The following is a 22,823-nucleotide window of genomic DNA, read 5'->3' on the forward strand; positions in this document are numbered from 1 at the left end:
GCCCCCGTCTTTCGTCGTTCCCGCTCGTGGTGTCCAATGACCGGCGCACGCACGACAGATGAAAACGAACGATGGGGGGATTCGTGGCGCGAACTCAGAGCGTGAGAAGAATCGCGCGGGCGGTGACCGACGGGACCGATCCCAGGGCCGCGGTTCAGGAGGAACTACAGAGCCGGCTGGCCGGCGGGGAATCCCGGACGACGACGCGGGGCGAGACCTCCGCCGGCCGGGACGACGGAATGGACCCCGCCGACTTTCCGGCGGCGAAGGACCAGGGCGGCGCCGGAACCGACACCGTCATGGAACAGAAGACCGTTCCCCTGGACGACGCGGGCGAGGCGCTCAACCGGAGCGAACAGCGCCGGGACGGCATGAGCAAGGTCCATGTCATCTGCCCGATGGTCATTCCGCGCGGCCGTTCGCTGCTCAGCATGTTTCCGGTGCTGCTGCTGATGGTCGTGGTCGCCGTCGGCACGGTGGTCGTCGGCGCCACCAGCGACAACGTGGTCACCAACCCGCTCTTCGGGGTGCACTCCTGGGTGATGGTGGTGCTGGCGTTCGGCTTCGTGTGGTGGCGCCAGGGCATGGTGATGGTGCCGGACGGCTGCGCCGCGCTCATCACCCGTTTCGGAAAGCTGGAACAGGTCGTCGGCCCCGGCCGGATCATTCTGCTCAATCCGTGGAAGCGGGTTTCGTACATCATCAACACGACGCGGGAGTACCCGTTCAACGCGCCGGTCCGCGAGGCCCCGACGCGCAGCGGGGTCAAGGCGTCGATCGACCTCTTCATTCAGTTCCGGATCAGCGACCCGGTGGAATTCGTCTACACGCTCGGCGCGGTGCGCGGTTTCCAGGAGAAGTTGAACAACGCGGTGAGCGAGACCATCCGCAGCCTCATCTACGAGCAGGAGGCCGCCGGCATCTACAACATGGTCGGCGAGGACACCGGCCGGCTGCTGGAGCAGCTGAACCAGCAGTTCCTGCCGGCCGTCGCGCTCACCAACGCCAACATCACCCACGCCGAGCCCAGCGACCGTGGCTACCGCATGGACCTGGCGGCGCCCGAGATGGTGCGGGTGGCCAAGGAGGCCTACACGCACGAGTACGCGCTCCAGCTCCGCAAGGAGCAGGACGAGGGCGACCTGACCAAGGAGTTGGCGACCCGCCAGGAGGAACTCTCCGCGATCCAGGCCGACATCGCGCAGTACCAGGCGCAGATGGACACGGCCGTGGAGCGGGAGACCAACCGGGCCGAGGCGCTGGCGCGCGAGCGCTACGTCATGGCCGAGTCCGAGGCGCGGGCCAACGCGGCGCTGCTGGAGGCCCAGGCGCTGGACATCCGCGCGGTGACGGCGGCCGAGGCGCCGGAGATCCTGGAGTACCGCTACCAGCAGCAGGTGTTGGACACCCTGGAGCAGGTGGCGGACCACCTGCCCCGGCTGGTGCGGATCGGCGCGGAGCGGGACGGCGACGGCACGACCGGCGTCGACTTCCTGGCGTTGGCGCGGCAGTTGGTGGGCGAGCGCGGCGCCGAGCTGTTCACGCCCGAGGACATGGCGGCGGTGCGGGCCAGGCTGCCCGAGGTCGCCGAGCGGATCGCTGGCCGGCAGGCCGAGATCGAGGCGCTGCGGGAGGCCGACCGGCCGACCGTCCCGGCGCCGGTCGGGAACGGTGACGACGTCGGTTCGACCAACTCCCTCGCGGGACCGGCCGTTGGGGAGCCGGCCGGGCCCGCGTCGGACGGCCTCGCCGACGACCCGCGCACACCGAGGGACCTCGGACGGTTCGAGGACGGACACTTCGAGGAGGACCAGTCGTGAGCACACCGCGCGCGAACCGTTCGGTCATCGCCGAGGCGGTGGCCCCCTGGAGCGACGTGGCGCAGCTGCTGCGCGGCGGCGAGGCCGGGACGTTGACCCCGGTCATCATCCCGCGCCACCGGCGCCGGCTCGGCTGGATGGCGCCGCTGTGGGTGGGCCTTTTCTCGATGCTCGTCGGGCTGATGCTGGCCGCCCAGGACAGCTCGGGCGCCGGCGACCTCGCCTATGACACGCTGGCCGTCCTCGCCTACGCCTTCGGCGTGTTCCTGCTGCTGGTCGGCGGGCTGTGGTGGTGGCGTTCCTCGATCGTCGAGATCGAGCAGGGCACCAACGGCATCCTCACCCGCTACGGCGCGGTGGTCCGCACCCTCAACCCGGGCCGCCACTACCTGTGGCACCCGTGGTCGCGGGTGGAGTTCGTGGTGGACACCTCCACCGAGATCCCGTACTCGGCGCCGGTGATGGCCTGCCCGACGCGGGAGAACGTGCCGCTGCGCTCGATCGAGTTCTTCCTGAAGTTCCGCATCACGGACGCGGTGCTGTTCGTCCGGATCATCGGGGCGGGCAACTTCGACCTGGTGCTCTCCAGCGCGGTGCAGGACGCCATCCGGCAGCGCGCCCGGCAGATCTCCACCGAGCGCGCCTACGACCTGCGCGGCTCGGACGTGGCCGACATGCAGGAGCTGCTCAACCGGCAGCTCTCCCGCTACGGGGTGCGGATCACCGGCTGCAACATCCCGGATGTGCAGCTGCCCGCGCAGTACCAGCAGCACCTGGCCACCCGGGAGCGGGTCGCCAAGGAGCGGGTGGCCTACGACCAGGAGTGGGGCCTCACCCGGAAGCGGCGGATCGACGCGCTGGGCATGGACATCGAGCGGGCCAAGAAGGTGCGCGACGCCCGGATCGTCGAGGTCAAGGCGGCGCTCAACAACGCACGCGAGCAGGTCGCCCAGCTGTTGGAGAAGCAGGAGACCAACGCGCAGCGGGTCAGGTTCGAGATCGAGACCCGGGGCCGCAGCGGGCTGATCGCGGCGGAGAACGAGGCGAGGGCGCAGCGTCGGCTGGCGCAGGCGTACCGGGACAACCGGGCGGTGCTCCAGTACGAGTTGGCCCGGCGGCGGCTGGACGTCGGCGCCGAGCTGGCCGGGAAGGCGCCGCAGCCGGTGGTGGTCCGCACGGACGCGGGCGCCGGCGGGGACTCCTCGGCGCTCGCCACCCTGCTGACGGCGCAGCTGCTGCCCCAGCTGGGCGCGGTCGAACGGGCGGACCGGCCCGCCGACCGGCGCGGGGACTGACCTCGAACCGGCCGCTCGCTCCGCTGGTCCGGCGCGCCTCCCGTGGGAACGCGGGGGGCGCGCCGTCGTGTGCGGGGGCGGGCGGGGGCGCGCGGTGCCATAGTCGCTGTGCGGCCGCCGTGCGGTCGCCGCGCCCGAGACGCCGCCGCCCGGGACGGGCCCGCGTGACGCCGTGACGCCGAGACGCCGAGACGCCGAAACGCCGAGACGCCGAAACGCCGAGACGCCGAGACGCCGAGAGGAGCAGTCGTGAACGCGAGCACCGAGCTGCTGGTGGACGCCTTCGACCGGATCAGGGAGGAGGTGGAGGCGACCGTCACCGGGCTCACCCCCGAGGAGATCGGCGCCCGCGTCGGGCCCAGGGCCAACCCGATCGGCTGGCTGGTGTGGCACCTCACCCGGGTGCAGGACGACCACGTCGCGGAGCTGACCGGGCGTGCCCAGGTATGGACGAAGGACCGGTGGGCCGAACGGTTCGCGTTGCCCTTCCCACCGGAGGCGACGGGCTTCGGGCACAGCTCCGAGGACGTTGCGGCCCTGGGGACGCCGGACGCCGACCTGCTGGTCGGCTACCACCAGGCCGTCCACGAGCGGACCGTCTCCTACCTCAACCGGGTGAAGGTCGGCGACCTCGCCGAGGTGGTCGACGACCGCTGGAACCCGCCGGTGACGCTGGGCGTTCGCCTGGTCAGCGTGGTCGCCGAGGATCTGCAACACGTGGGCCAGGCGGCCTATGTGCGGGGCCTGTTGCGCGCCGACGACTCCTGAGCCGCCGGCCGGCACGGGCGTTCCTGTCACAACTTCGAAACCCCTTCTCGACAAGGCCATCGCAGCGGCGCCGGGCACCGCCTCCCGCGCGCCGACGGGTCCTACGCTCGGACGAGGTCGTCCGCGTGACGGCTCACGCCACCTCCCGAAGGACCCGCCCCCCGATGCCCCAGCACGCGCACCCCCTGCCCACCCGAGCCTGGCCGCCACCCGTCCCGGCACCGCCCGTTCACCCGACCGCCGCCGGTGCCGCCGGTGCCGGCGCCGCCGCCGCCGAGCGGCCGGCGGGCACGCTGCTCGGCGAGACCCTGTGGCGGGTGCTGATCGTCGTCTGCGCCGTGCTCGGCTACCGGGCCACCCACGGCGGCACGCTGCTCGGCCTCAGCCAACTGGCGAGCGTGGCCGCCGCCGTGGGCTACTCGGCGGTGGTGGTGCTGACCCTCACGGCGGCGGCGCTCGGGCGGCCCGAGCCGCCGACCTCCTGGCTGCGGGGGCTGCTCGTGGCGAGCCTGCTGCTGGTGATGATCACCTGGTTCACGGCGATGGGCGGCGGCGTGGACGAGACCTGGTCCCTCTTCGAGCACCTCCTCACGCCGCTGGCCGCGCTGGTCGAGTGGCTCTTCGTCGGCCGCCGGCAGCGCGCCTCCCGCTGGTGGTACCCGCTGACCTGGGCCGGGGCGCTGCTGCTCTACCTGGTGGTCTATCTGCGGGCCGACGCCTCGATCTACCCGTTCCTCGAACCGGCCGACCCGATCTTCCTGCCGGCCCTGGCCGGCCTCACCGCCACCACCCTCGCCGTCGGCTACGCCCTGGTCGCCACGGCCCGAGCCCGCCGGCCGAGCTGGGACGCGGGGGCGGCGTAACGTTTTCCCGGGGGCGGGTCGTCGAGCGTCAGGCGATGACCGGCTCCACCACGCCACGGAACTCGCCGTCGGCGGGCGGGGCGAATTGGTCGCGGTAGACCATGATGATTTCGGCAACCGTTATCTCGTCGTCGCCGTAAAGCGACCTATTCGCGTCCAGGGGCGCCGCGCCTATGGCGAGCGAACCGAGGAAGGCGAGGATGGCGAAGGGGCTGCCGACGGGAAATGGCACAGGTGCTCCGAGGGGCGAAAAGGGGCATGGTTGCGCCGGGGACCCGAATGGTCAGCGCCGACCGCGCGAAGATGTTAACTGAATTATCGCGGTGCGCCGAATTCCCTGTGCCCGCTCGGTAGTTGAGCAGTCAAGGCAATTCCTCAAGCAGCCTCGATGTTCATTTTCTGAACATCGAGGTTTAGTGAATTGGCTCTGATTCTCGACCTAGGATGTCTCCGCACCGAGTTGGCGCATGAGGGCCCGGGTGCCCGCTCGGAGGTGGGCCGCTCGGTCGGCCTCGCCGCGCGACTCGTGCAGTTCGGCGAGCACCTCCCGCGTCTCCACCTCGACAAAGCCCAACTTCAGCTCGCGCGCCACCTTCAGAGACTGGTGGAGGTGGCCGGCGGCCTCCTCGTGCCGCCCGGCCAGCGCCTCGGCGTGGCCGAGTTCCCTGAGGGCCCGCGCCTCCTCGACGCCGGCGTCCAGGCTCCGCGCCAGGTCAAGGGCCGCGTGGTGGTGCGGAATGGCCTCCACCGGGCGTCCGAGTGCGGTGAGCGCACGGCCGATGCCGATCAAAGCGGCCGACTCCTTGTGCTGCTCCTCAAGCGAGCGGAAGACCGGCAGCGCCTCCTGATAAAGGGAAAGCGCGGAAGAAGCGTCTCCCGCTTTCTGCAAGGCATCGGCGAGATTGACCTTGAGAACCATTCGCTCGTCGAGTCTTCCACCGTTCTCCGATATCTCCAGTGCCTGCCGGAGTGAGGCGATGGCCTCGTCGTGGGAATTCCTCTTGCGCTGAATGAGGCTGATATTGCTGAGGGCCATGTACTGACCCCTTGCGTCGCCGGCGGAACGAGCCCCGTTGAATGCTTCGCGAAAGGTCGTCAGAGCCGCCCCCAGTTCTCCGGCGTTCAGCTGGATGGCCCCGAGAAGATTGATGGCCCGCGTGCGCTGACGAAGATCGGAGTGGCGCTGTCTCAGCGGGATCAGGCGCCGCATCAGGGGCAGGGCCTCCTGGTGGCGGCCCGTTTCGTGGTGGGTGATCGCCATGCGCTGGAGGGCCTCCAACAGAGCGTCGCGATCGGCGTGTTGCTCGGCGAGTCGCAGGGCGCGGCGGGCGGTGGTGAGGCTCTCGGCGTAGTGGCCGGTGCGCGCGGTGGCGGAGCTGAGGTCCAACAGGGCCCGGGCCTGCGCCCGGGGCGCGTTCTGCTCGCTCCAGTAGGCGGCCGCCGCGCGCAGCTGGGCCGCGCCCGATTGCGAGTGGCGCCCGTCGGCATCGAGGAAGCCGGCGAGCACATGGCTGAGCAGGGCCGAACGGTGCCTGTCCCCGGTGTCGTCGAGATGTCTGAGCAGGGCGAGGAGGTTCTCGATCTCCGCGCGGAACCACCGTTCCGGCTCCGACGGGTCCAGCCAGCCGGTGAGTTCGACCGGCGGGGCGGCGTCCACCTCGATGCGGACCCGGTGCGGGTAGGCGAGCCGGTCCGCCTGGTCGGCGGCCGTCACATAGGCGTCGGCGAGCCGGTCGAACGCCGCCCGGGAGACCTCGGGGGGCAGCTCGGAACGGGCGAGGACCTGGGCGAACTCCCTGAGGAGATCGTGCAGCGCGAACCGGCCGGACGGGCTCTCTCCGGTGAGGTGCGCATAGTAGAGGGAGTCGAGTTCGCTCTCGACATCGCCGAGTGTGTATCCGGTGAGCGCCGCCACCGCATGTGGCCCGAACTCGCGTCCGACGAGTAACCCCAGGTGTCGGAAGATGTGTTGACCGGATTCCGAAAGCGCCTGATAGGAGAGTTCGAACGCGGCGGCCACCGCCCGCGTTCCGTCACGAATCTCGTGCAGGATGTCGCGTCCGTGTGAGAGACGTGATGTGAGTTCCTCGATCGACCAACTGGGGCGGGTGAGAAAACGCGCCGCCACGATGTCGAGGGCGAGCGGCAGACAGCCGGTCAGGCGCGCGATCCTCGCAATCTCACTCGGGTCGGCGGCCCGCCCCCGAATGCGGTCCTGGAACAGCGCGACGGCCTCTCCTTCGGAAAGCGCGTCGAGGGAGTGCGCGTGAAGTCCGGGAATTGTCGCGAGGCGGTGTCGACTCGTCACGATCACCAGGGAGTTGGTGGCGCCGGGCAGCAGGGGGAGCACCTGCTCGGGCCCGGCGGCGTTGTCGAGGAGCAGCAGCACGCGACGTCGGGCGAGCACCGTGCGCCAGACGGTGACGAGCTGGTCCTCGTCCTTGGGTACCTTGCCGAGCCTGCGCAGCAGCTCGGTCAGGACGTGCGCGGTGCTCAGTGGCGCCTGTGTCCGGTCGTGGCCGCGCAGGTCGATCATCAGGCGGCCGTCGGGGTAGTGCTCCTTGAGACGGTGGGCGATATGGACGGCCAGGACGGTCTTGCCGGCCCCCGCCATGCCGTCGATGCCCACCATGGCGGGCCCCTGGACGTCGCCGCTCCTTCGCCGGTCGAGTTCTGCGAGGATGGCGCGCACCTCGCCTTGGCGGCCCAGGTAGTCGATGTCGGCCGGCAGGTCGTCGGGGCCCGGCGGCCGGCGCACGACCGCAGGGCCGGCGGCGGGGGTGTAGCCCAGGGCGACCAGCAACTCCTCGGGGAGCGTCCGGTTGGCGATCGCCTGTCGCACGAGGCGCAGGCGGGGCCCGAGGTCGACGCCCTGCTCGTTGCGTAACCTCCGTCGCACGCGCTCCACCTCGTCGCCGGCGTCGGAGACGCGGCCAGCGCTGTAGAGCCCGAGGGCCAGGTGCTCCACGAGGTGCTCATCGGTGGGGTGTTGGTTCGAGAGCGTCCACAGTTCGGCTATCGCGTCGCCGTGGTGGCGCAGTTGGAGCGCGATGCCCGCGCGGGTCAGCGCCACATAGAGCCGCCGCTGGCCGAGCGTCTCCCGAACATCGTTGGCCCACGAACTGGTGAGCCCGGTGAGCGGTTCGCCCCGCCAGAGCGCTGCGGCCTCCTCGAGGCGGGCCTCGGCCTCGCGCGGTTGGCCCTGGTCGGCGTGGGCGCGGGCCCGGGCTGTGAGGTCGAGGTAGTGGTGAACGTCGACGGAGTGGGGCGGGGCGTCCAGGGTGTAGGCGTGCGAACGGGTGTGAATGCTCGGTGCGGTGGGGCCGGGGCACTGGCGAAATGCCTTGCGAATGCGCGCAATATGAACGTGGAGGTTGTTGCGGGCACGTTCCGGCGGAAAGTCCCAGACCCTTTCGATCAGCGTTTCAATGCTGACCATACGGCCGACATCCCAGGCGAGCGCCGCGAGGACCAGAGAGTCCTGGGGTGAGGGCAGCGCACTCGGCCGGTCGTCGAGCAGAAGTTCGACGGGGCCGAGCAGCCGTATGCGGAACTCCACCAGCGCCTCCCGCCGGTCGAACCCTTTGTTGCGAGCATGGCATGTCGCGAACTCCGTGAGCTAGCCCACACGGAAATGACGGCGCGAATTCTTCACCCGGGTGTTCGTCGAACGGGTGAGCGTTTGTGTGATGCGTAACGCGTTCTACCAGGGGGTAGAAAGAGGTCGGTTCGGTCGCGGCGCGGCCTGCGTCGACCAACTGCCGTCCCGCGAGGGGGGTGTGACGGGCGTGATGCGCGAGCAGGACTGGTCCGACGCGTTGGAATCGGCCATTTCCCGAGCCGTGCGGGGAGACGACCGGGACGCACCGGGCTTGGGCGAGTGGAGCGCGTCCGTGCGGGTGCGGCTCGCGGGGCACCCGGAGGTACTGGCCCTCTGGGAACGGGTGTTGACCGGGCGCGACGCGACGGAGAAGGAGCGGCTGGCGCGCCGGTTGGCCGGGCTCGCCGTGCGTGATGAGGGGGTGCGTCGGGCGCTGGCCGGCTGGCTGGGCCTGTCGCATGACGCCAGCATGGACCCCGTGCACCACACCAATGCGCTGAGTGACTCGGCCCAGGTTCTGGGCCCCAGTGTTCAGGCTCGGGACATCCACGGCGGGATACACCTTCACGGACTGCCCGCACGGCTCGGGGACCGGCCACCCGTCCCGCGCCAACTGCCGCTCTACTCGGCCAACTTCGTCGGCCGCGAGGCCGAGCTTCGCGCGCTGGAGGAGTGCAGGGCCTCGGCGCCGGGGGGCTCGCCCCGCCTGCTGGTGGTGAGCGGCCCGCCGGGCATCGGCAAGACCACGCTGGTCACCAGGTGGTTGGCGCAGGTCGCCGACGAGTTCGTGGACGGCCAGCTGTTCGCCGACCTGGGCGCCTACGGACCCGCCGGACCCGTCTCGCCGGCCGAGGTGCTGGAGCACTTCCTCCGGGCGATGGGCGCGACCTCGGTCCCGGAGGGCCTGGCCGAGCGCTCGGCCCTGTGGCGGTCGATGACCACCGACTGCCGGTTGGCGGTGCTCCTCGACGACGGGCTGTCGGCAGCTCAGGTCAGACCCCTGCTCCCGGCCTCCGGCAACTGTCTGGTGGTCACGACGAGTCGGCGGCAGCTGACCGGGCTGCTCATGGACGGAGCCGTCATCCACCAGTTGGAGGCGCTGGACCCGGACGCCGCGCTGGAGCTGCTGGCACGCGGGGGAGGCGGCGCGCGCGTCCGGGAGAACGCCGTGGCGGCGAGGGACGTCGTGCGGCTCTGCGCCTATCTGCCGCTCGCGGTCAGCCTGGCGGCGGCCCACCTGGCGGTGCGCCCACGGCAGCCGCTGTCCGCGATGGCCGAGCAACTGGCGGACGACCAGGCCCTGTTCGACGCCCTCACCGTCGACGGCGAGGACGCGATCCGGGCCGCGCTCGACGCCTCCTACCGGCTGTTGTCCGACGAGGCGCGGGCGTTGTACCGGGCGGCCGGGCTGCTGCCGGTCGCCCGGCTCGACCTTCCCATGGTCGCCTCGGCGGTCGGCGGCACCGTGGCACACACCGGCCCCGCCCTGGACCGGCTGGTGGAGTCGAACCTCCTGCACCATCTGGGCGGCGACGTCTACCGCTTCCATGACCTGGTGCGCTCCCACGCCAGGGAACGCGCGCTGGCCGAGGAGGACCAGCCCGAACGGGAGTTGCTCCTCCGGCGCTTCGCCGAGTGGTGCCTGGCGATGACGGCGACGGCCCAGCGGGTGCTGACGCCCCACCACGTCGACCCCGAGCGCGAACATCTCCACCCACCCACCGCGCTCGTGCCGTTCACCACCAGGGAGGCCGCGCTGGCCTGGCTCGGCGCGGAGCGCGGCACGCTCATGGGCGTGGTGCGGAGCAGCTTCGAAGCCGGCTGGTTCGACCTCTGCTGGCAACTGGTGGACGCCATGCTGCCGTTCTTCTACCGGTTCCGCCCCACACAGGAGTGGATCGAGGCACACGAGCTGGGCGCCGAAGCCGCCCGGCGCATCGGGCACCGGCAGGGCCTCAGCCGCATGTTGATCACCGGTGGGGGAGGGCTGCGCAACGCCGGCCGGTACGAGGAGTCGGCGCGCTGGTACAAGGAGGCCGCCGAGGTCGCGCGGGCGAACGGGGACCGGTTGCAGCGGGCCAGGGCGCTCCACGGCCTGGGCAACACCTGGATCTGGCTGGAGCGGCTGCCGGAGGCCAGGGAGATGCTGCGCGGCGCGCTGGAGGAACGGGCGGCGGTCGGGTACCGGCGTGGGGTGGCGCTGAGCCGGGTCTCGTTGGGCGAGATCGCGATCCGGCTCGGCGAGTACGGCGAGGCGATGCGTGAACTGGCCGAGGCGCGGGCGTCGTTGGAGGAGATGCGGGAGACGTACGACGCGGCCAGGGCGCTGGCGCTCCTTGGCCTGGCGACCGGGCTCCACGGCGACCGGGACGCGGGGGAGGCGCGACTGCGGGAAGCCATGGGCGAGTTCGAACGCGCGGGTTCGCGACACTGGCAGGCGCGGGCCTGGGAGATGCTCGGCGAGGTCGCGCAGACCGACGGCGACCGAGCGGAGGCCGGGCGCCGCTACCGACACTCCCTCTCGCTCTACACCCCGCTGAGCGGGCGGGACGCCGACCGGCTGGAGGAGCGGCTGGCGAAGCTGTGAGCCCCGCCAGCCGCCCCCGTTCAGCCGCGCCGGAGGGCGCTGAGTTCCACGCTGACCGGCCCGGCGGCGGTCTCCACGTTGAGCACGGTGACCTCCACCATCGGCCGCCCCGATGTCACCCGGGCGTGGAGGTAGGCGAGCACCGCCGGTCGCCAGTCGGCCTCGGCCGGCGCCCGCCCGGGGCGGGCGAGCAAGGCCCCACCGGAGCGGCAGCCGAGCACCCACGCGCGGTTCCCCGTCACCGGCACCGCGACCACCGCGCAGCCGGGGAAGTGCGCCAACAGCCGGTCGGCCGCGGCCAGCGCCTCGGCGGGCGGCCGCGCCAGCACCGTGGCCAGCGTGTCGGCGGCCTCGGTCCAGGAGTTGGCGCCGGCCTCGTCCCACTCCACATGGACGAGTTCACCCCGGCCGCTCGGTGGCCTCATGCCGCCTCCCCCCGCCGCGTCCGCTGCCACCCGGCGAGCCGGGCCGGCAGCCCGGCCGGGCGCACCACCGGGCGATGGGCGGGTTCGGCCAGGTCGAGCAGCCGGTAGAGCAACGTGCGCATCCGGCGGTGGAACGTGCCGGGCCGGGAGGTGAGCCGGGCGGCCACCCTGCGGTGGCCGTCCGCGTCGTAGGTCTCCTCCGCGTAGGCGAGTTGCTCGGCGAGCGGGCGCGCCGGCGACAGTGCCGGCGCGGTGCGGGCCAGCAGCGCGGCCGACGAGTCGGGCGCCACCTCCTCGACCGGGAAACGGCTCAGCAGGATCGGCCGGCCGGTCAGCGTCGCGTAGGAGGTGACCGAGCCGGCGTCCCCGAGCACCCAGTCGCAGGCCACCAGGGACGGCATCCAGTCCTCCGAGGTGGGCGCGAGCCGCACCCGGTTCTCCTGGCCGCCCAGCCACTGGTGCAGCTGCCAACTGCCGTAGGTGGCGTGCAGGTTCGGGTGCAGGAAGAGCGCCGTTCTGACGTTGGGAGGCAGCTCCCGCAGCAGCCGGGGCAGCAGCGCGTCGAAACGGCCGAACGCCGAGGACTCGCCCCAGGTCGAGGTCACGACCAACAGCCGCTCCCCGGGGCGTAGGCCGAGCGCCGCCCGGTACTCGGCGCGCCGTGCAAGGCTGACCAGCAGCCGGTCGTAGTACGGGTCACCGACCACCTCGGTCACCGGCAGCGCCTCCGGGCAGGATCTGGCCAGCGTCTCCCGGTCCCGCTCGTGCGCGAGGACGAGCGCGGCGGGAACGACCCGCCCCTCGTGGAGCAGGTACTGCCGGCTGAGCATGTTGGCCACGCGAAGCTCCTGCTCCGTGGCGCCCTCGGCCGCCCGGAGCAGCTTGATCTGGCCGCCCCCGTGCGGCAGTCGCACCACCGGCGCCCGCAGCAGGTGTATCCCCCGCGAACCCGCAGCGAGCGCCAGGTCGAACCGCGTCCGCACCGCCTGTTCCCACGGGATCACCGTGACGCCCTGCTCCTCGAGCGACCGGGCGAGCCCGGCGCCGAAGGCGTGCGGTGCCACCGTGTAGACCACCTGGACGCGGAAGTCGGACTCGACCAGCTCCACCACCCGCCGGAGGCGCTCCGCGTAGACCAGGGTGTGCACCACGGCGAGGACCGACTTCTGGTCGGGGACAGTGATCCACTGGCCCCGCTGGACTAAGGCGGGCTCGACGCAGGTGCTGTTGTCTGTCATGACATCCCCCATGAACTGAGTTGGTTTCGTGCACCGAAACGGGGATGCCCACGGGGCACGGCGAAGTGCCTGCGGCTTCCTTGCAGAAGTCTTGCAGTGGGGGAAGTCGCGCGAAACCGGGCGAAGATGAGCGAAGGGCCTCGGCCGGGCGCCGGCTCAGTGGGCTCGTGACGCTGCCACTCTCCCACGCGCACCAGGGAGTTGGGCACCCCTCGAAGTGCCCGGCCCGCCCGGCCCAGCCCGCGCGGGACATGTCGCGCGGCCCGGCCCCCGAGGTGTTCGGGGGCCGGCCTCCGGTCAGTCGCCCTCGTGGGAGCGGAGGGTCGGTTCGCCGTCGGGGGCGGCGATCGAGGTGGCGAGGGCGTAGCGGATCAACACGTCCCGGTAGGGGGTCTCGGCGGAGACCTGGTCGGGGAGGTTGTGGCGTTCGCTCGCCGAGAGGGACGCGTGCCCCGGCGCGCCGTGGAACGTCACCCCGGCCTCGGGGGCGGTGGGGAAGAAGACCTCGTCCGCGTGGACGAGGGCGGCGAACGAGAGGTCGGGCTCCACGGTGGGCGTCTCGCCGCGCTCGGCCTGTTCTCTTCAAGTGGACCCGGAGCGGGAGGCCGCCTTCTTCGCCAGGTCCTTGGCGACATCCGTGACCTTGCCCGCCACCGAGAGCCCGTCGCCGTCGCTGGTGATCTGCTCGCCGGTCTTCTCCACGGCGCCGCCCGCCCGGTCGACCGTGCCGCCGGCGGTCGCGGACGCCTCCTGCACCACCTGCTCGATGATGCGCGGGTTCTGGTCGATGGTGGCCAGGACCTGCTTGATGATGGACGCCACCTGGTCGAGCCTGACCTTGAGCAGCGCCTGGGCGTCCACGCCCTTGAGGTCCAACTCCAGCTTGCCGAGCGTCACATCGGCGCCCACGTTCAGCTTGAGCAGGCTCAGCACCTCGGCGTTCAGCGAGATGTGCGCGCGGAGGTCCTCCGCCTCGATCTTCAGCTCCTCCAGCTTGAGGACCGGGACGTCGAGCAGCACATCGGCCTCGTCCGGATCGTATCCCTGCTGGGTGTCGACATCACTCATCGTCCTGGCCTTCCCGTTCGCCCTGGTCCCTGCCGTTGGCTTCCTCCCCGTCCCCGTCCCCGTCTCCCTTGTCCCCGCCCTCGGCGCCCACCGCCTCCTCGTGGGTGCGCACCACCTCCCCGTCCCTGATCTCCCCGCGCCAGCCCTCGATCTCCTCGTCGGGCGCCAACGTCACATAGCGCTGGAAGTGCTTGAGGTCCAGCCGCACCCGCCGGCCCACCGCCCGCCAGAGGTTGCCGGTCTTCTCGAAGAAGCCCGACGGCTGGTACTCGACGACCGCGATGATCCGGGTCAGCGTCGGCGTCAACTCGTGGAAGCTGACCGCGCCCCGCGTGGTGCCCTTCGAGCCCTCCGAACGCCAGACGATCCGGTCGTCCGGCAGCTGCTCCTCGATGGTGGCCTCGAAGCTCCGCTCGGAGAACGCGATCTTGGTCTTCCACTCGGTGGTGGTGTCGTCGGTGGTGGAGACGTTGCTGACGCCCTTGGTGAAGACCCCGAACTTCTCGAACTGGGTCCAGTGGTCGTAACAGGTGCGCAGCGGAACGCCGATGTCGATCACCTCGACGATGTTGGTGACCTTGGTGTCCCCGGCCTCCTGCTCCCCGCCGCTCTGCGCGCCGCCCTCGCCCTCCTCCTCGTCGCCCGAGGAGCCGCCGCCGGGCGTCACCTTGTCCTTCAGCCCGCGCAGCGACGAACCGGCCGCCGCCTTCGCGGGGTTCTCGCCCTTGAGCATCCGGCCGGCGGCATCAGGCACCGCGCCGCTCTCCTGGGCGGAATCGCCGATCCGCTGCGCCACGTCGGTGAGCTTGTCGCCGGCCTTGTCGATGAGGTGCTGGGCCTGGGCGCCGATGAACTTGACCAGTTCCTCGCGGACCCGCTCCAGCCCCGACGCGTCCTGCTTCTCGTCCGGCTTCTCGTCCTGGGCCGTGCTCATCAGCGGTCACCGCCGTCCGCCGTGGCCTTGGCCCGGCCGGAGGCGGCGCGCCGGGCCGGCCGCCGGGGCGACCGCTCGCGCGGCGCCAGCGGCTCGCCGGGCCGGCGGCGGCCCGGGGCGCGGGACTCCTTCGACCGGCCACCGCTCCCGGAACGGCCGGAACTCGTCCCCTCGTCGGGGTCGGCGTCCGGATCGGGCCCGTCGTCGCCCTCGTCGGAGGCGGCCGAACGTGCCCGGGCGCCGCGCCGTTTCCGGTCAGTTCCCTTGGCCGGTTCCGGCTCCGGTCCCGGCTCGGGTTCGGGTTCCGCGGCCGCCTCCGGTGCGGCGTCCTTCTTCCCGGCCGGCGCCTGTCCCTCGGCGGAGCCGTCCCCGGTGACCACGTCGGTCAGGCGGCCGTCGAGCAGCGCCTTGGAACGTTCGGCCAGGGCATCGGCCACCGTGTCATAGCCCCGGTGCAGCGCGGCCGAGACCACCGAGCGGCCGCCGGAGAACAGCTCCTCGCGGACCCGCTCGCCCAGCTTCCCGAAGTGCTCCGAGCTGCCGAGCCGGTGCATTCCGCCGCCGACCAGATCCTTCGGGTTGAGATGCGCCTTGCGGCCCATTGCGTAGGAGGCGATCACCAGCGCCAGCTTCGCCTTCTTCGTCCGGCCGAGGACATAGCCGGCGGCCAGCCCGGCCGCCACCGCCGCCCTGGTCGAGGTGTCGGTCATGTGCGCGCGTCCTTCTCTGTCGCCCAGCCCGAGGCCCGAACGGTCGCCCGGGGCCTCGCCGTGCCCACCAGCCAACGTCCCCCGGCCGGGACCCGCACCCCGAACGGGGCCGATCGGGCGCATGGAGGGTCAGGAGGGAGAGAGGGCGGAGAGAAGGACGCGTGGGCGTGGACGCGGCGCGGCGCGGCGGGAGGGAAAAGGGAGGGGAAAGGGAGGGGATCTTCGCAGAGCGCGCGAAACGGTTACCGCGCCACCGGGATGGCGCGGTAACCGTCACAATCAACCACCGCAGAATGGCTGAGAGTAGCCCCTCTGGAAGCCCTTTTCGGTCGCTGGACGCGGGCCGGCCGGGGTGGACCGGCCCCGGTCTCAGATGGCCGGACGGGCCTGGGACCAACCGGGGACGCCCCCGGAGCCGAGCCGCTCCACCTGGGAGGTGAACTCGGCGGCCATCTGCTGGGCCTCGTTCTGCGTCGGCGACTGGTGGGTGATGTTCACCGCGACGGTGAGGACGCCGCTCACCGGCGCCTTCGGCGAGAGCCGCACCGGGGTGCAGGTGAAGGTGAAGTTCTGTGGGGTGGTCGCGTCGTAGGACGCGATCCTGGCCTCGGCCAGGCTGGCCGTCTGACCGGTGTGGTACGCCCGGTCCATCGTCGCGAAGACGCCGACGGCGTCCAGGCCCGGCAGCGACTCGCGGCCCGCGCTCAGCTGCTGGACCCGCCCGAACGAGGCGCCCTGCTTGGCGTTGGCGTAGCGCAGCAGGTGGTTCGGGCCCTGGGTGAGCATGATCGGGAACGGGGCGCCGTCGAAGACGGCGAACATCTCCTGCTGCTGGGCCAGCAGGCTGTCCCGCAGCTGGAACTCGGAGAGCAGGGTCTCGGCGAGGTTCTGCATCCCCTCCATGTGGCGCGAGTCCCACTGGCGGGGACGCATGTCGGCGACGCAGACCGTCCCCAGGATCTGCCCGGTGTGGTCCAGGAGCGGGGTGCCGAGGTAGGCGCGCACGCCCATCTCGTTGACCAGCGGGTTGCCCTTGAACCTGGGGTAGTCGAAGACGTCGTCCAGGGCCAACTGGGAGCCCTGCGCGACGACATGGGGGCAGAACCCGTAGTCGATCGGCGCCTCGCGGGCTATCTCGGGGATGCTGTTGAGGTCGAAGGCTATGCCGCGACCGTCGCTCTCGCCCGCGGTGTCCTCGGCCGCCGTCGGCGGGGTGTACATACCACGGAACATCTGACGGTCGTCGCTGATGAAATTGACCATGGCAAGGGGTGCCTGGGCAAGACTGCCGGCCAGCCGGGCGATGCGGTCAAACTTTGCCTCGGGCTCGGAGTCGTTCAGACCGAGAAGCTGCAACCGCCGCCTGCGCTGCTCACCCTCGTTGGGGGCGTGATCGGGTGTCAGGGGCTTCATGGGCACACATGAAACCAGAAGCAATGGGCAATGCGCCGCCCCACCGGGGTACTTGGCACTCCTTTTGTCACGCGGGTTTCGTCACATCAGGCTCCCGAACCTCACGACTCGGTCTCGGCGTTCCGGAGTCGCCCCGAGGCGGCGGCGAGCAAGGTAACCCCTCAGCTTGTCCAGATCCTGACCTCCCCAATCCTGCCGCGCTCAGTTCCCGTCATTCCCGATCAGAAACGGGCGGAAGCTCATAGCTCGTACGACAATCGTCCGGTGGGTTCGATGTCGTCACGGGCGCAGGCGCCGCCGGGAAGCCGCCGGGACGCCGCCGGGAAAGGGGGAAGGTGCGTGGATGTGTCCCCTGGGGCGTGACGCGCACCGGGTGGTCTTCTCTGTCCCGGAATCTGATCAGTCGAAGTCGTGGCATCACTGTAAAGAGCCGGTTAAGAACCGTGAGTTGATCGCCTACTTTCGCGTAGGGTGCCCCTGCCGTGTCAGTCGCCAGCATCACGTCGTCAGTCGCGAGGTCATGAAGCAGCCGAGAGCAAGCGTCCGCGCCGAGGCCAACGGGGCCTCGATCCGGCCATTTCCGGCGGGTCGGACGGCCTACCCGTCCGGTCTGCTCGGCAGATCCCGAACTGTCCGCTTCCAGAAGGCGCCTGACGGACCGTCGGCCAGCAATGTTGCTCCGGCCGATACGGGTCCGGAACGCCGCTCCAGGGATGGCGCTTCCCCGCCGGAGACGGCATCCTGCCCTGTCGTCAGGCATATGACGCAGGCATCCGGCCCAGGTGAGCGAGGCTGATCGCAGAGAAATCGAAGACCCGCATCGGGCATGGCGCGTTACCACTCACCAGGCCAGGGGGTGGCCTACCGATAGGGGACGGGGGCGGACAGGGGGTCCGGCCCCGTATAAGTTCGACCAGGCGCGGAAACAACCCGCAAGCGAACAGCTACACACAGGAAGCGAAACGCTCAACTTTCCACGGAGAGTGAGCATTTGCGTCGGCGGCGCCACGGCGCCCCGGCCCGACCCGCACCACCCGCACCACCCGCACGGCGAGCACCACCAGCAGGACCGCAGGACCGCACCACCCCGCACCAGAGCACCACGCACGAACACCGCACCAACGCGAGGACGTCAGGAAATCGAAGGAGTTGACTGGTGAAGAGTTCGACAGCGGAGGTCGAGGAACGCGCGGTGGCGGTGATCGGCCTGGCCTGCCGCCTCCCTGGCGCGGACAACCCCGACCAGTTCTGGGAGGTGCTGCGCGACGGCCTGGACGCGACCAGCGAGACCCCCGCCGACCGCTATGACGTGGACGCCCTCTACTCCCCGCACCCCGCACCCGGCACGATCGGCGCCCGCCGTGCCGGATACGTCAGCGGCATGGCCGAGTTCGACGCCGAGTTCTTCGGCATCTCCCCCGGCGAGGCCGCCGAACTCGACCCCCAGCAGCGCCTGTTGCTGATGTCCACCTGGGAGGCCCTGGAGGACGCGGGCCAACGGCCCGAAGCCCTCGCCGGCACCCGCACCGGCGTCTTCGTCGGCGCCGCCCGCTCCGACTTCGTGGAGGAGCAGTACCGGCGCGGCCTGTCGACGGTCTCCGCCAACGCGTTCCACAACTACCGCTCGCTGCTGGCCGCACGGCTCTCCCACGCCTTCGATCTACGCGGGCCAAGTATCGTCGTCGACACCGCCTGCTCCTCCTCCCTGACCGCCGTGCACTCCGCCGTGATGAGCCTGCGCGCCGGCGAGACCAGGCTGGCGATCGCCGCCGGCGTCAACCTGCTGCTGCGCCCCGACGAGGGGGTGCTGATGACCCAGGCCGGCACCCTCTCCCGGGACGGCCGGGTCAGGTTCGGCGACGCGGACGCCGAGGGCTTCGCGCCCAGCGACGCGGTCGGCGTGGTGGTCCTCAAGCCGCTGCGCCAGGCGATAGCCGACGGCGACCGGGTCCGCGCGGTGATCGCCGGCAGCGCCATAGGCAACGACGGCTACACCAGCGACTCCGTGCTCACCCCGTCGCTCCAGGGCCAGGTGGACGTGCTGCGCTGGGCCTACGAGGACGCCGGGGTGTCCCCGGCCGACGTGGACTTCGTCGAGGCCCACGGCTCCGGCTCGCCGACCCTGGACCCGCTGGAGATCACCGCGTTGGGCCAGGTGCTGGGCGAGGGGCGGCCGGCGGACCGGCCGGCGCTGATCGGTTCCGTGAAGACCAACATCGGCCACGCCGAGGCCGCCGGCGGCGTCGCCGGCCTGATCAAGGCGGTGTTGGCGCTGGAACACGGCCAGGTGCCGCCCAGCCTCAACGTCACCCGGCTCAACCCCCATGTCGCCTGGGACCGACTGCCGTTGGCCATCCCCACCCGCCTCCAGGAACTGCCCAGCGCCGGCCGCGCGCTCGTCGCCGGCGTCAGCGGCCAGGGCTCGTCCGCGCTCAACGCCCACGTGGTGCTGCGCCAGGGCGAGACGGTCACCGCCAGGAACGCCGATCCGCGCCGCCCGGGCAGCGACGACGAGGTCTGCCTCCTCGCGCTCTCCGCCCGTTCCGGCGCCGCGCTCCAGGACCTGGTCCGCTCCTACATCCACTACCTCTCGCCTGGCGGCGTCGGCGCCGAACTGGCGCTGCGGGACATCTGCTACAGCGCGGCGACCCGCCGGCAGCACCATCCCTACCGACTCGCCGTGATGGCGGGCTCGCACCAGGACATGGTGCGCGCGCTGGGCGACCCGGCCCGTCCCGTCGAGCCCGAGATCGCCTCGCTGCCGCTGGCGGCCGTCGCCGAACAGTACCGGCGCGGCCACGAGGTGCGCTGGGAGCGCGTCTTCGGCCCCGACCACCTCTACGTCCCCCTGCCCACCTACCCCTGGCAGAGCCGGCGTTACTGGCCGGGCGAGCGGGTGGTCGAGGCCGCCGAGCCCGGCGCCGACCTGGCCACCACGGTGCTGCGCGAGCACGCCAGGACCGCGTCGGCCGACTACTCGGACAACTCGCTGCTGGCCGACATGGGCATCGACTCGCTGGCCAGGGTGCGCATCATCCTGCGGCTCGCCTCCGACCACGGCTACGAGGTGGAGGCCGAGGAGCTGGCCCGGCTGCGCACCGTGGGGGACTTCCGCAACTGGCTTCACGTGCTGGAGGCACAGGCCGCATGAACAGTGGGCGTGTGACGCTCTTCGACTGGTTCGCCGCCTCGGCGGCCGAGCACCCCGACCAACCGGCGCTGGAGGTGGGCGCCGAGCGCCTCACCTACGGGGAACTGCGCCGGCTGGTCGAGGGCCTGGCCGTCCGGCTGTTGGCGGTCAACGGCGGCCGGCGGCCGCGCGGCGTCGGGCTCTCGGCCAGCCGCTCGGTGGCCGCCTACGTCGGCTATCTGGCGGCCCTGAGGGTCGGCGCCACCCTGGTGCCCCTCAACCCCGAGGCGCCGCCGGCCCGCAACGCGGCGGTCCTCGCCGCGGCCGACGTCGACCTGGTGGTCGCCGACCCGGCGTCGGCCGACGCCACGCCGGGCGTGGTGACGCTGGCGTTCACCACCGAGGAGCTGCGCGCCCTCGCCGCGGGGAACGCCGAGGCGCCCCCGTGCCCGGCGACCCCCGACGACATCGCCTACCTGGTCTTCACCTCGGGCTCGACCGGCGTGCCCAAGGGGGTGCCGATCGCGCACCGCAACGTCACGGCCTATCTGTCCCACGTGGTGTCGCGCGCCGAGGCCGGACCCGGCAGCCGGCTGTCCGGCACCTTCGAGCTGACCTTCGACGGCTCGGTCTACGACCTCTTCGTCGCCTGGGGCTCGGGCGCGACGCTGGTGGTGCCGATGCGCAGTCAGCTGATCTCGCCCGTGAAGTTCATCGCGGGGCGGGAGTTGACGCACTGGTTCTCGGTGCCTTCGCTGCTGTCGTTCGCCGACCAGCTGGGCACCCTGACGCCGGGCGCGATGCCGAGTCTGCGCTGGAGCGTCTTCGGCGGCGAGCCGTTGCCGCTCTCCGGCGCCAGGGCGTGGGCGGCGGCGGCCCCGAACAGCAGGATCGAGAACCTGTACGGCCCCAGCGAGTTGACGGTCTCGTGCACCGAGTACCGGCTGCCGGCCGATCCGGCGGACTGGCCGACGACGCCCAACGGCACGGCCCCGCTGGGCGCCGGCTACGCCGGTCTCGACTTCCTGCTGCTCGACGAGGACGGCGCCCCGGCCGACGACGGCGAGCTGTGCGTGCGCGGCCCGCAGCGCTTCCCCGGCTACCTGGACCCGGCCAACAACGCGGGCCGCTTCCTGACGGTCGACGCGGCCGGGACGGTGCACCCGTACACCGGCGAGGGCCCGTTGACCGAGGAGCACTGGTACCGCACCGGCGACCGGATCGCCCGCGCGGACGGGCTGTTGGTGCACCTGGGCCGCGTCGACCAGCAGGTCAAGATCCGTGGTTACCGGATCGAGCCGGGAGAGATCGAGGCGCTGCTGCGCGAGCAGGACGGCGTGCGGGACGCGGTGGTCGTCGCGGTGCGGGGAGCCGACGGGGAGAAGGAGTTGGTCGCGGCGGTCAGCGGCAGCGGGGCCGCCCCCGAGCCGCTGTACTCGGCACTGGGCGACCGGCTGCCGCCCTATATGATTCCGCGTCGCATCACGGTACTTGACGAACTCCCCCTGAACGCCCACGGGAAAATCGACCGCCGTGCGTTGGTCGGGACCTTCGAATCGGACCGTTCCTGAAAGCGGCCGGCGTTGTGCCCCGTGCCGTTGAATCCGTCCCGGCCGAAATCCGCCTGATCGAGTTCCGCCTGGTCGAGATCGCCGAAACTGTGAGGCTGACACCATGAATGACGCGCACGGTGGGCGCGACGCGTTCGACGCCATCGTGGTCGGCGCGCGCTGCGCCGGTTCCCCCACGGCGATGCTGTTGGCCAGGGCCGGCTACCGGGTGTTGCTGCTGGACCGGGCGGAATTCCCCTCGGACACCCTCTCCACCCATCTCGTGCATCAGCCGGGCGTCGCGGCGCTGGGGCGCTGGGGCCTGTTGGAGCGCGTGGCGGATTCCGGTTGTCCGCCGCTGGACCGGGTGCTGTACCGGGTCGGGGACGTCGAACTGACCGGCTGCGGGCGGGGCGTTGACGGGTACCGGGCCGGCTTCGCGCCGCGCCGCTTCGTGCTCGACGCGATCCTGCTGGAGGGCGCGGTGGCCGCCGGCGTCGAGTTCCGGGAGCGGTGCACGGTCACCGAACTGCTGCGGGACGCGGACGGCCGGGTGGTCGGCGTGACGGGTACCCACCGGGGTGGCACGTTCACCGAGCGGGCCCGGCTGGTGGTGGGCGCCGACGGGATGCGGTCGCGGGTCGCCGAGTTGTGTGACGCTCCCTTCACCTCCCGGAAACCCACGCTCACCTGCGCTTACTACGCTTACTGGGATGACCTTCCGGCGTGCCTGGAACTGTACGAGCGGCCCGGCGCCTGGGTCGCGGCCGTGCCGACCAACGCGGGGGCGACGCTGGTGTTGGCGTACTTCCCGCAGGCGCGGTTCGACGCGGTGCGCCGGGACGCGGAGGCGGCCCACATCGAGCAGGTCAGGAGCACGGCGCCCGAGCTGTACGACCGGATCGCGGGCCGGCGGCCGGTCGAGCGGCTGCGCGGCACCGGTGACCAGCGCAACTTCTTCCGGCAGGCGGCCGGCCCGGGTTGGGCGCTGGTCGGGGACGCCGGGCACCACAAGGACTCGATCACGGCACGCGGGATCAGCGACGCGTTCTACCAGGCGGAGTCGCTGGTGCGGCACATCGGCGACGGGCTCGCGGACCCGGCGCGGCTGGACGAGGCGCTCGACGCCTTCGCCGCCGACCGGGACAAGGCGTTGACCGGTGGTTTCGAAGCGACCCTGAGCGTCGCCCAGTTGGAGGTGCACGAGGAGCGGCTGTCGCTGTTGCGGGCGGTGCGCCAGGACGAGGAGTTGACCTCGATCTACTTCGACCTGGTCGCCGGCGTCGGGTCGTTCGAGTCGCTGTACACGCCACGGCTGATGGCGTTGTTGTGAGCTGTTGAAGGCTGTGGTGAAACGCTGTGATCCGTTGGGAAACTGCGCGAGATCCGTGAAGGGAGGTGTGGGGTCCGGGGGGCGGCCT

The 22,823-nt window shown here is 71.5% G+C and carries 17 protein-coding genes; 8 read left to right on the forward strand and 9 right to left on the reverse strand.

Annotation, left to right across the window (positions count from 1 at the left end; translation table 11 throughout):
* Window positions 1-71: 71 nt before the first annotated feature.
* The 4 genes from FH609_RS28560 (at window position 72) to FH609_RS28575 (ending at window position 4,746) form a co-directional block, all read left to right on the forward strand.
* Window positions 72-1,820, forward strand: coding sequence for an SPFH domain-containing protein (locus tag FH609_RS28560; protein WP_405379148.1), 1,749 nt, complete (start codon window positions 72-74; stop codon window positions 1,818-1,820).
* Window positions 1,817-3,115, forward strand: coding sequence for an SPFH domain-containing protein (locus FH609_RS28565; protein ID WP_139674592.1), 1,299 nt, complete (start codon window positions 1,817-1,819; stop codon window positions 3,113-3,115). The genes FH609_RS28560 and FH609_RS28565 overlap by 4 nt, the downstream gene beginning before the upstream one ends.
* A 249-nt stretch (window positions 3,116-3,364) precedes the next feature.
* On the forward strand, window positions 3,365-3,883 hold the full coding sequence (locus tag FH609_RS28570; protein ID WP_139674595.1) for a mycothiol transferase: 519 nt from the start codon (window positions 3,365-3,367) through the stop codon (window positions 3,881-3,883).
* A gap of 164 nt (window positions 3,884-4,047) precedes the next feature.
* On the forward strand, window positions 4,048-4,746 hold the full coding sequence (locus tag FH609_RS28575) for a hypothetical protein (RefSeq protein WP_139674598.1): 699 nt from the start codon (window positions 4,048-4,050) through the stop codon (window positions 4,744-4,746).
* A gap of 28 nt (window positions 4,747-4,774) precedes the next feature.
* Here FH609_RS28575 and FH609_RS28580 read toward each other — a convergent pair whose 3' ends face one another.
* The gene (locus FH609_RS28580) at window positions 4,775-4,978 is read right to left on the reverse strand and encodes a hypothetical protein (protein ID WP_139674602.1); all 204 of its coding nucleotides are present in this window, start codon (window positions 4,976-4,978) and stop codon (window positions 4,775-4,777) included.
* A gap of 207 nt (window positions 4,979-5,185) precedes the next feature.
* Window positions 5,186-8,305, reverse strand: a complete 3,120-nt coding sequence (locus FH609_RS28585; protein ID WP_139674605.1) for a tetratricopeptide repeat protein — start codon at window positions 8,303-8,305, stop codon at window positions 5,186-5,188.
* Between the two features lie 313 nt (window positions 8,306-8,618).
* Between FH609_RS28585 and FH609_RS28590 the strand changes: the two genes are divergently transcribed.
* Window positions 8,619-10,934: an ATP-binding protein gene (locus FH609_RS28590; protein WP_193318108.1), complete on the forward strand. Its 2,316-nt coding sequence runs from the start codon at window positions 8,619-8,621 to the stop codon at window positions 10,932-10,934.
* Between the two features lie 20 nt (window positions 10,935-10,954).
* Here the strand turns inward: FH609_RS28590 and FH609_RS28595 are convergent, their stop codons facing one another.
* From FH609_RS28595 to FH609_RS28625, 7 genes are all read right to left on the reverse strand, one after another.
* A complete protein-coding gene (locus FH609_RS28595; protein ID WP_139674611.1) occupies window positions 10,955-11,359 on the reverse strand; it encodes a hypothetical protein in 405 nt (134 codons plus the stop codon).
* On the reverse strand, window positions 11,356-12,597 hold the full coding sequence (locus tag FH609_RS28600; protein WP_139674614.1) for a hypothetical protein: 1,242 nt from the start codon (window positions 12,595-12,597) through the stop codon (window positions 11,356-11,358). Before FH609_RS28600 ends, FH609_RS28595 begins: the two co-directional genes overlap by 4 nt.
* A gap of 297 nt (window positions 12,598-12,894) precedes the next feature.
* Complete coding sequence (locus FH609_RS28605; protein ID WP_139674617.1) at window positions 12,895-13,146, reverse strand: hypothetical protein; 252 nt, start codon at window positions 13,144-13,146, stop codon at window positions 12,895-12,897.
* Window positions 13,147-13,179: 33 nt separating this feature from the next.
* Window positions 13,180-13,665, reverse strand: coding sequence for a hypothetical protein (locus FH609_RS31295; RefSeq protein WP_193318109.1), 486 nt, complete (start codon window positions 13,663-13,665; stop codon window positions 13,180-13,182).
* A complete protein-coding gene (locus tag FH609_RS28615; protein ID WP_139674620.1) occupies window positions 13,658-14,599 on the reverse strand; it encodes an SRPBCC family protein in 942 nt (313 codons plus the stop codon). Before FH609_RS28615 ends, FH609_RS31295 begins: the two co-directional genes overlap by 8 nt.
* The gene (locus tag FH609_RS28620) at window positions 14,599-15,309 is read right to left on the reverse strand and encodes a hypothetical protein (protein WP_139674623.1); all 711 of its coding nucleotides are present in this window, start codon (window positions 15,307-15,309) and stop codon (window positions 14,599-14,601) included. The genes FH609_RS28615 and FH609_RS28620 overlap by 1 nt, the downstream gene beginning before the upstream one ends.
* Before the next feature lie 369 nt (window positions 15,310-15,678).
* Window positions 15,679-16,722, reverse strand: a complete 1,044-nt coding sequence (locus FH609_RS28625; RefSeq protein WP_139674626.1) for a GAF domain-containing protein — start codon at window positions 16,720-16,722, stop codon at window positions 15,679-15,681.
* Window positions 16,723-17,878: 1,156 nt separating this feature from the next.
* On the opposite strand from FH609_RS28625, the gene FH609_RS28630 reads away from it, so the two are divergent.
* The 3 genes from FH609_RS28630 to FH609_RS28640 all read left to right on the forward strand — a co-directional run bounded on the left by FH609_RS28630 (window position 17,879) and on the right by FH609_RS28640 (window position 22,735).
* Window positions 17,879-19,873, forward strand: a complete 1,995-nt coding sequence (locus FH609_RS28630; protein ID WP_226962019.1) for a type I polyketide synthase — start codon at window positions 17,879-17,881, stop codon at window positions 19,871-19,873.
* Complete coding sequence (locus FH609_RS28635) at window positions 19,870-21,423, forward strand: amino acid adenylation domain-containing protein (protein WP_139674632.1); 1,554 nt, start codon at window positions 19,870-19,872, stop codon at window positions 21,421-21,423. The genes FH609_RS28630 and FH609_RS28635 overlap by 4 nt, the downstream gene beginning before the upstream one ends.
* Window positions 21,424-21,526: 103 nt before the next feature.
* Window positions 21,527-22,735 carry an NAD(P)/FAD-dependent oxidoreductase gene (locus FH609_RS28640; protein ID WP_139674635.1) on the forward strand — a complete coding sequence of 403 codons (1,209 nt, stop codon included), beginning with the start codon at window positions 21,527-21,529 and terminating at the stop codon, window positions 22,733-22,735.
* The last annotated feature ends 88 nt before the right edge of the window (window positions 22,736-22,823 follow it).

Source organism: Streptomyces sp. 3MP-14 (genome assembly GCF_006334905.2).
Lineage (GTDB): Bacteria > Actinomycetota > Actinomycetes > Streptomycetales > Streptomycetaceae > Streptomyces > Streptomyces triticirhizae.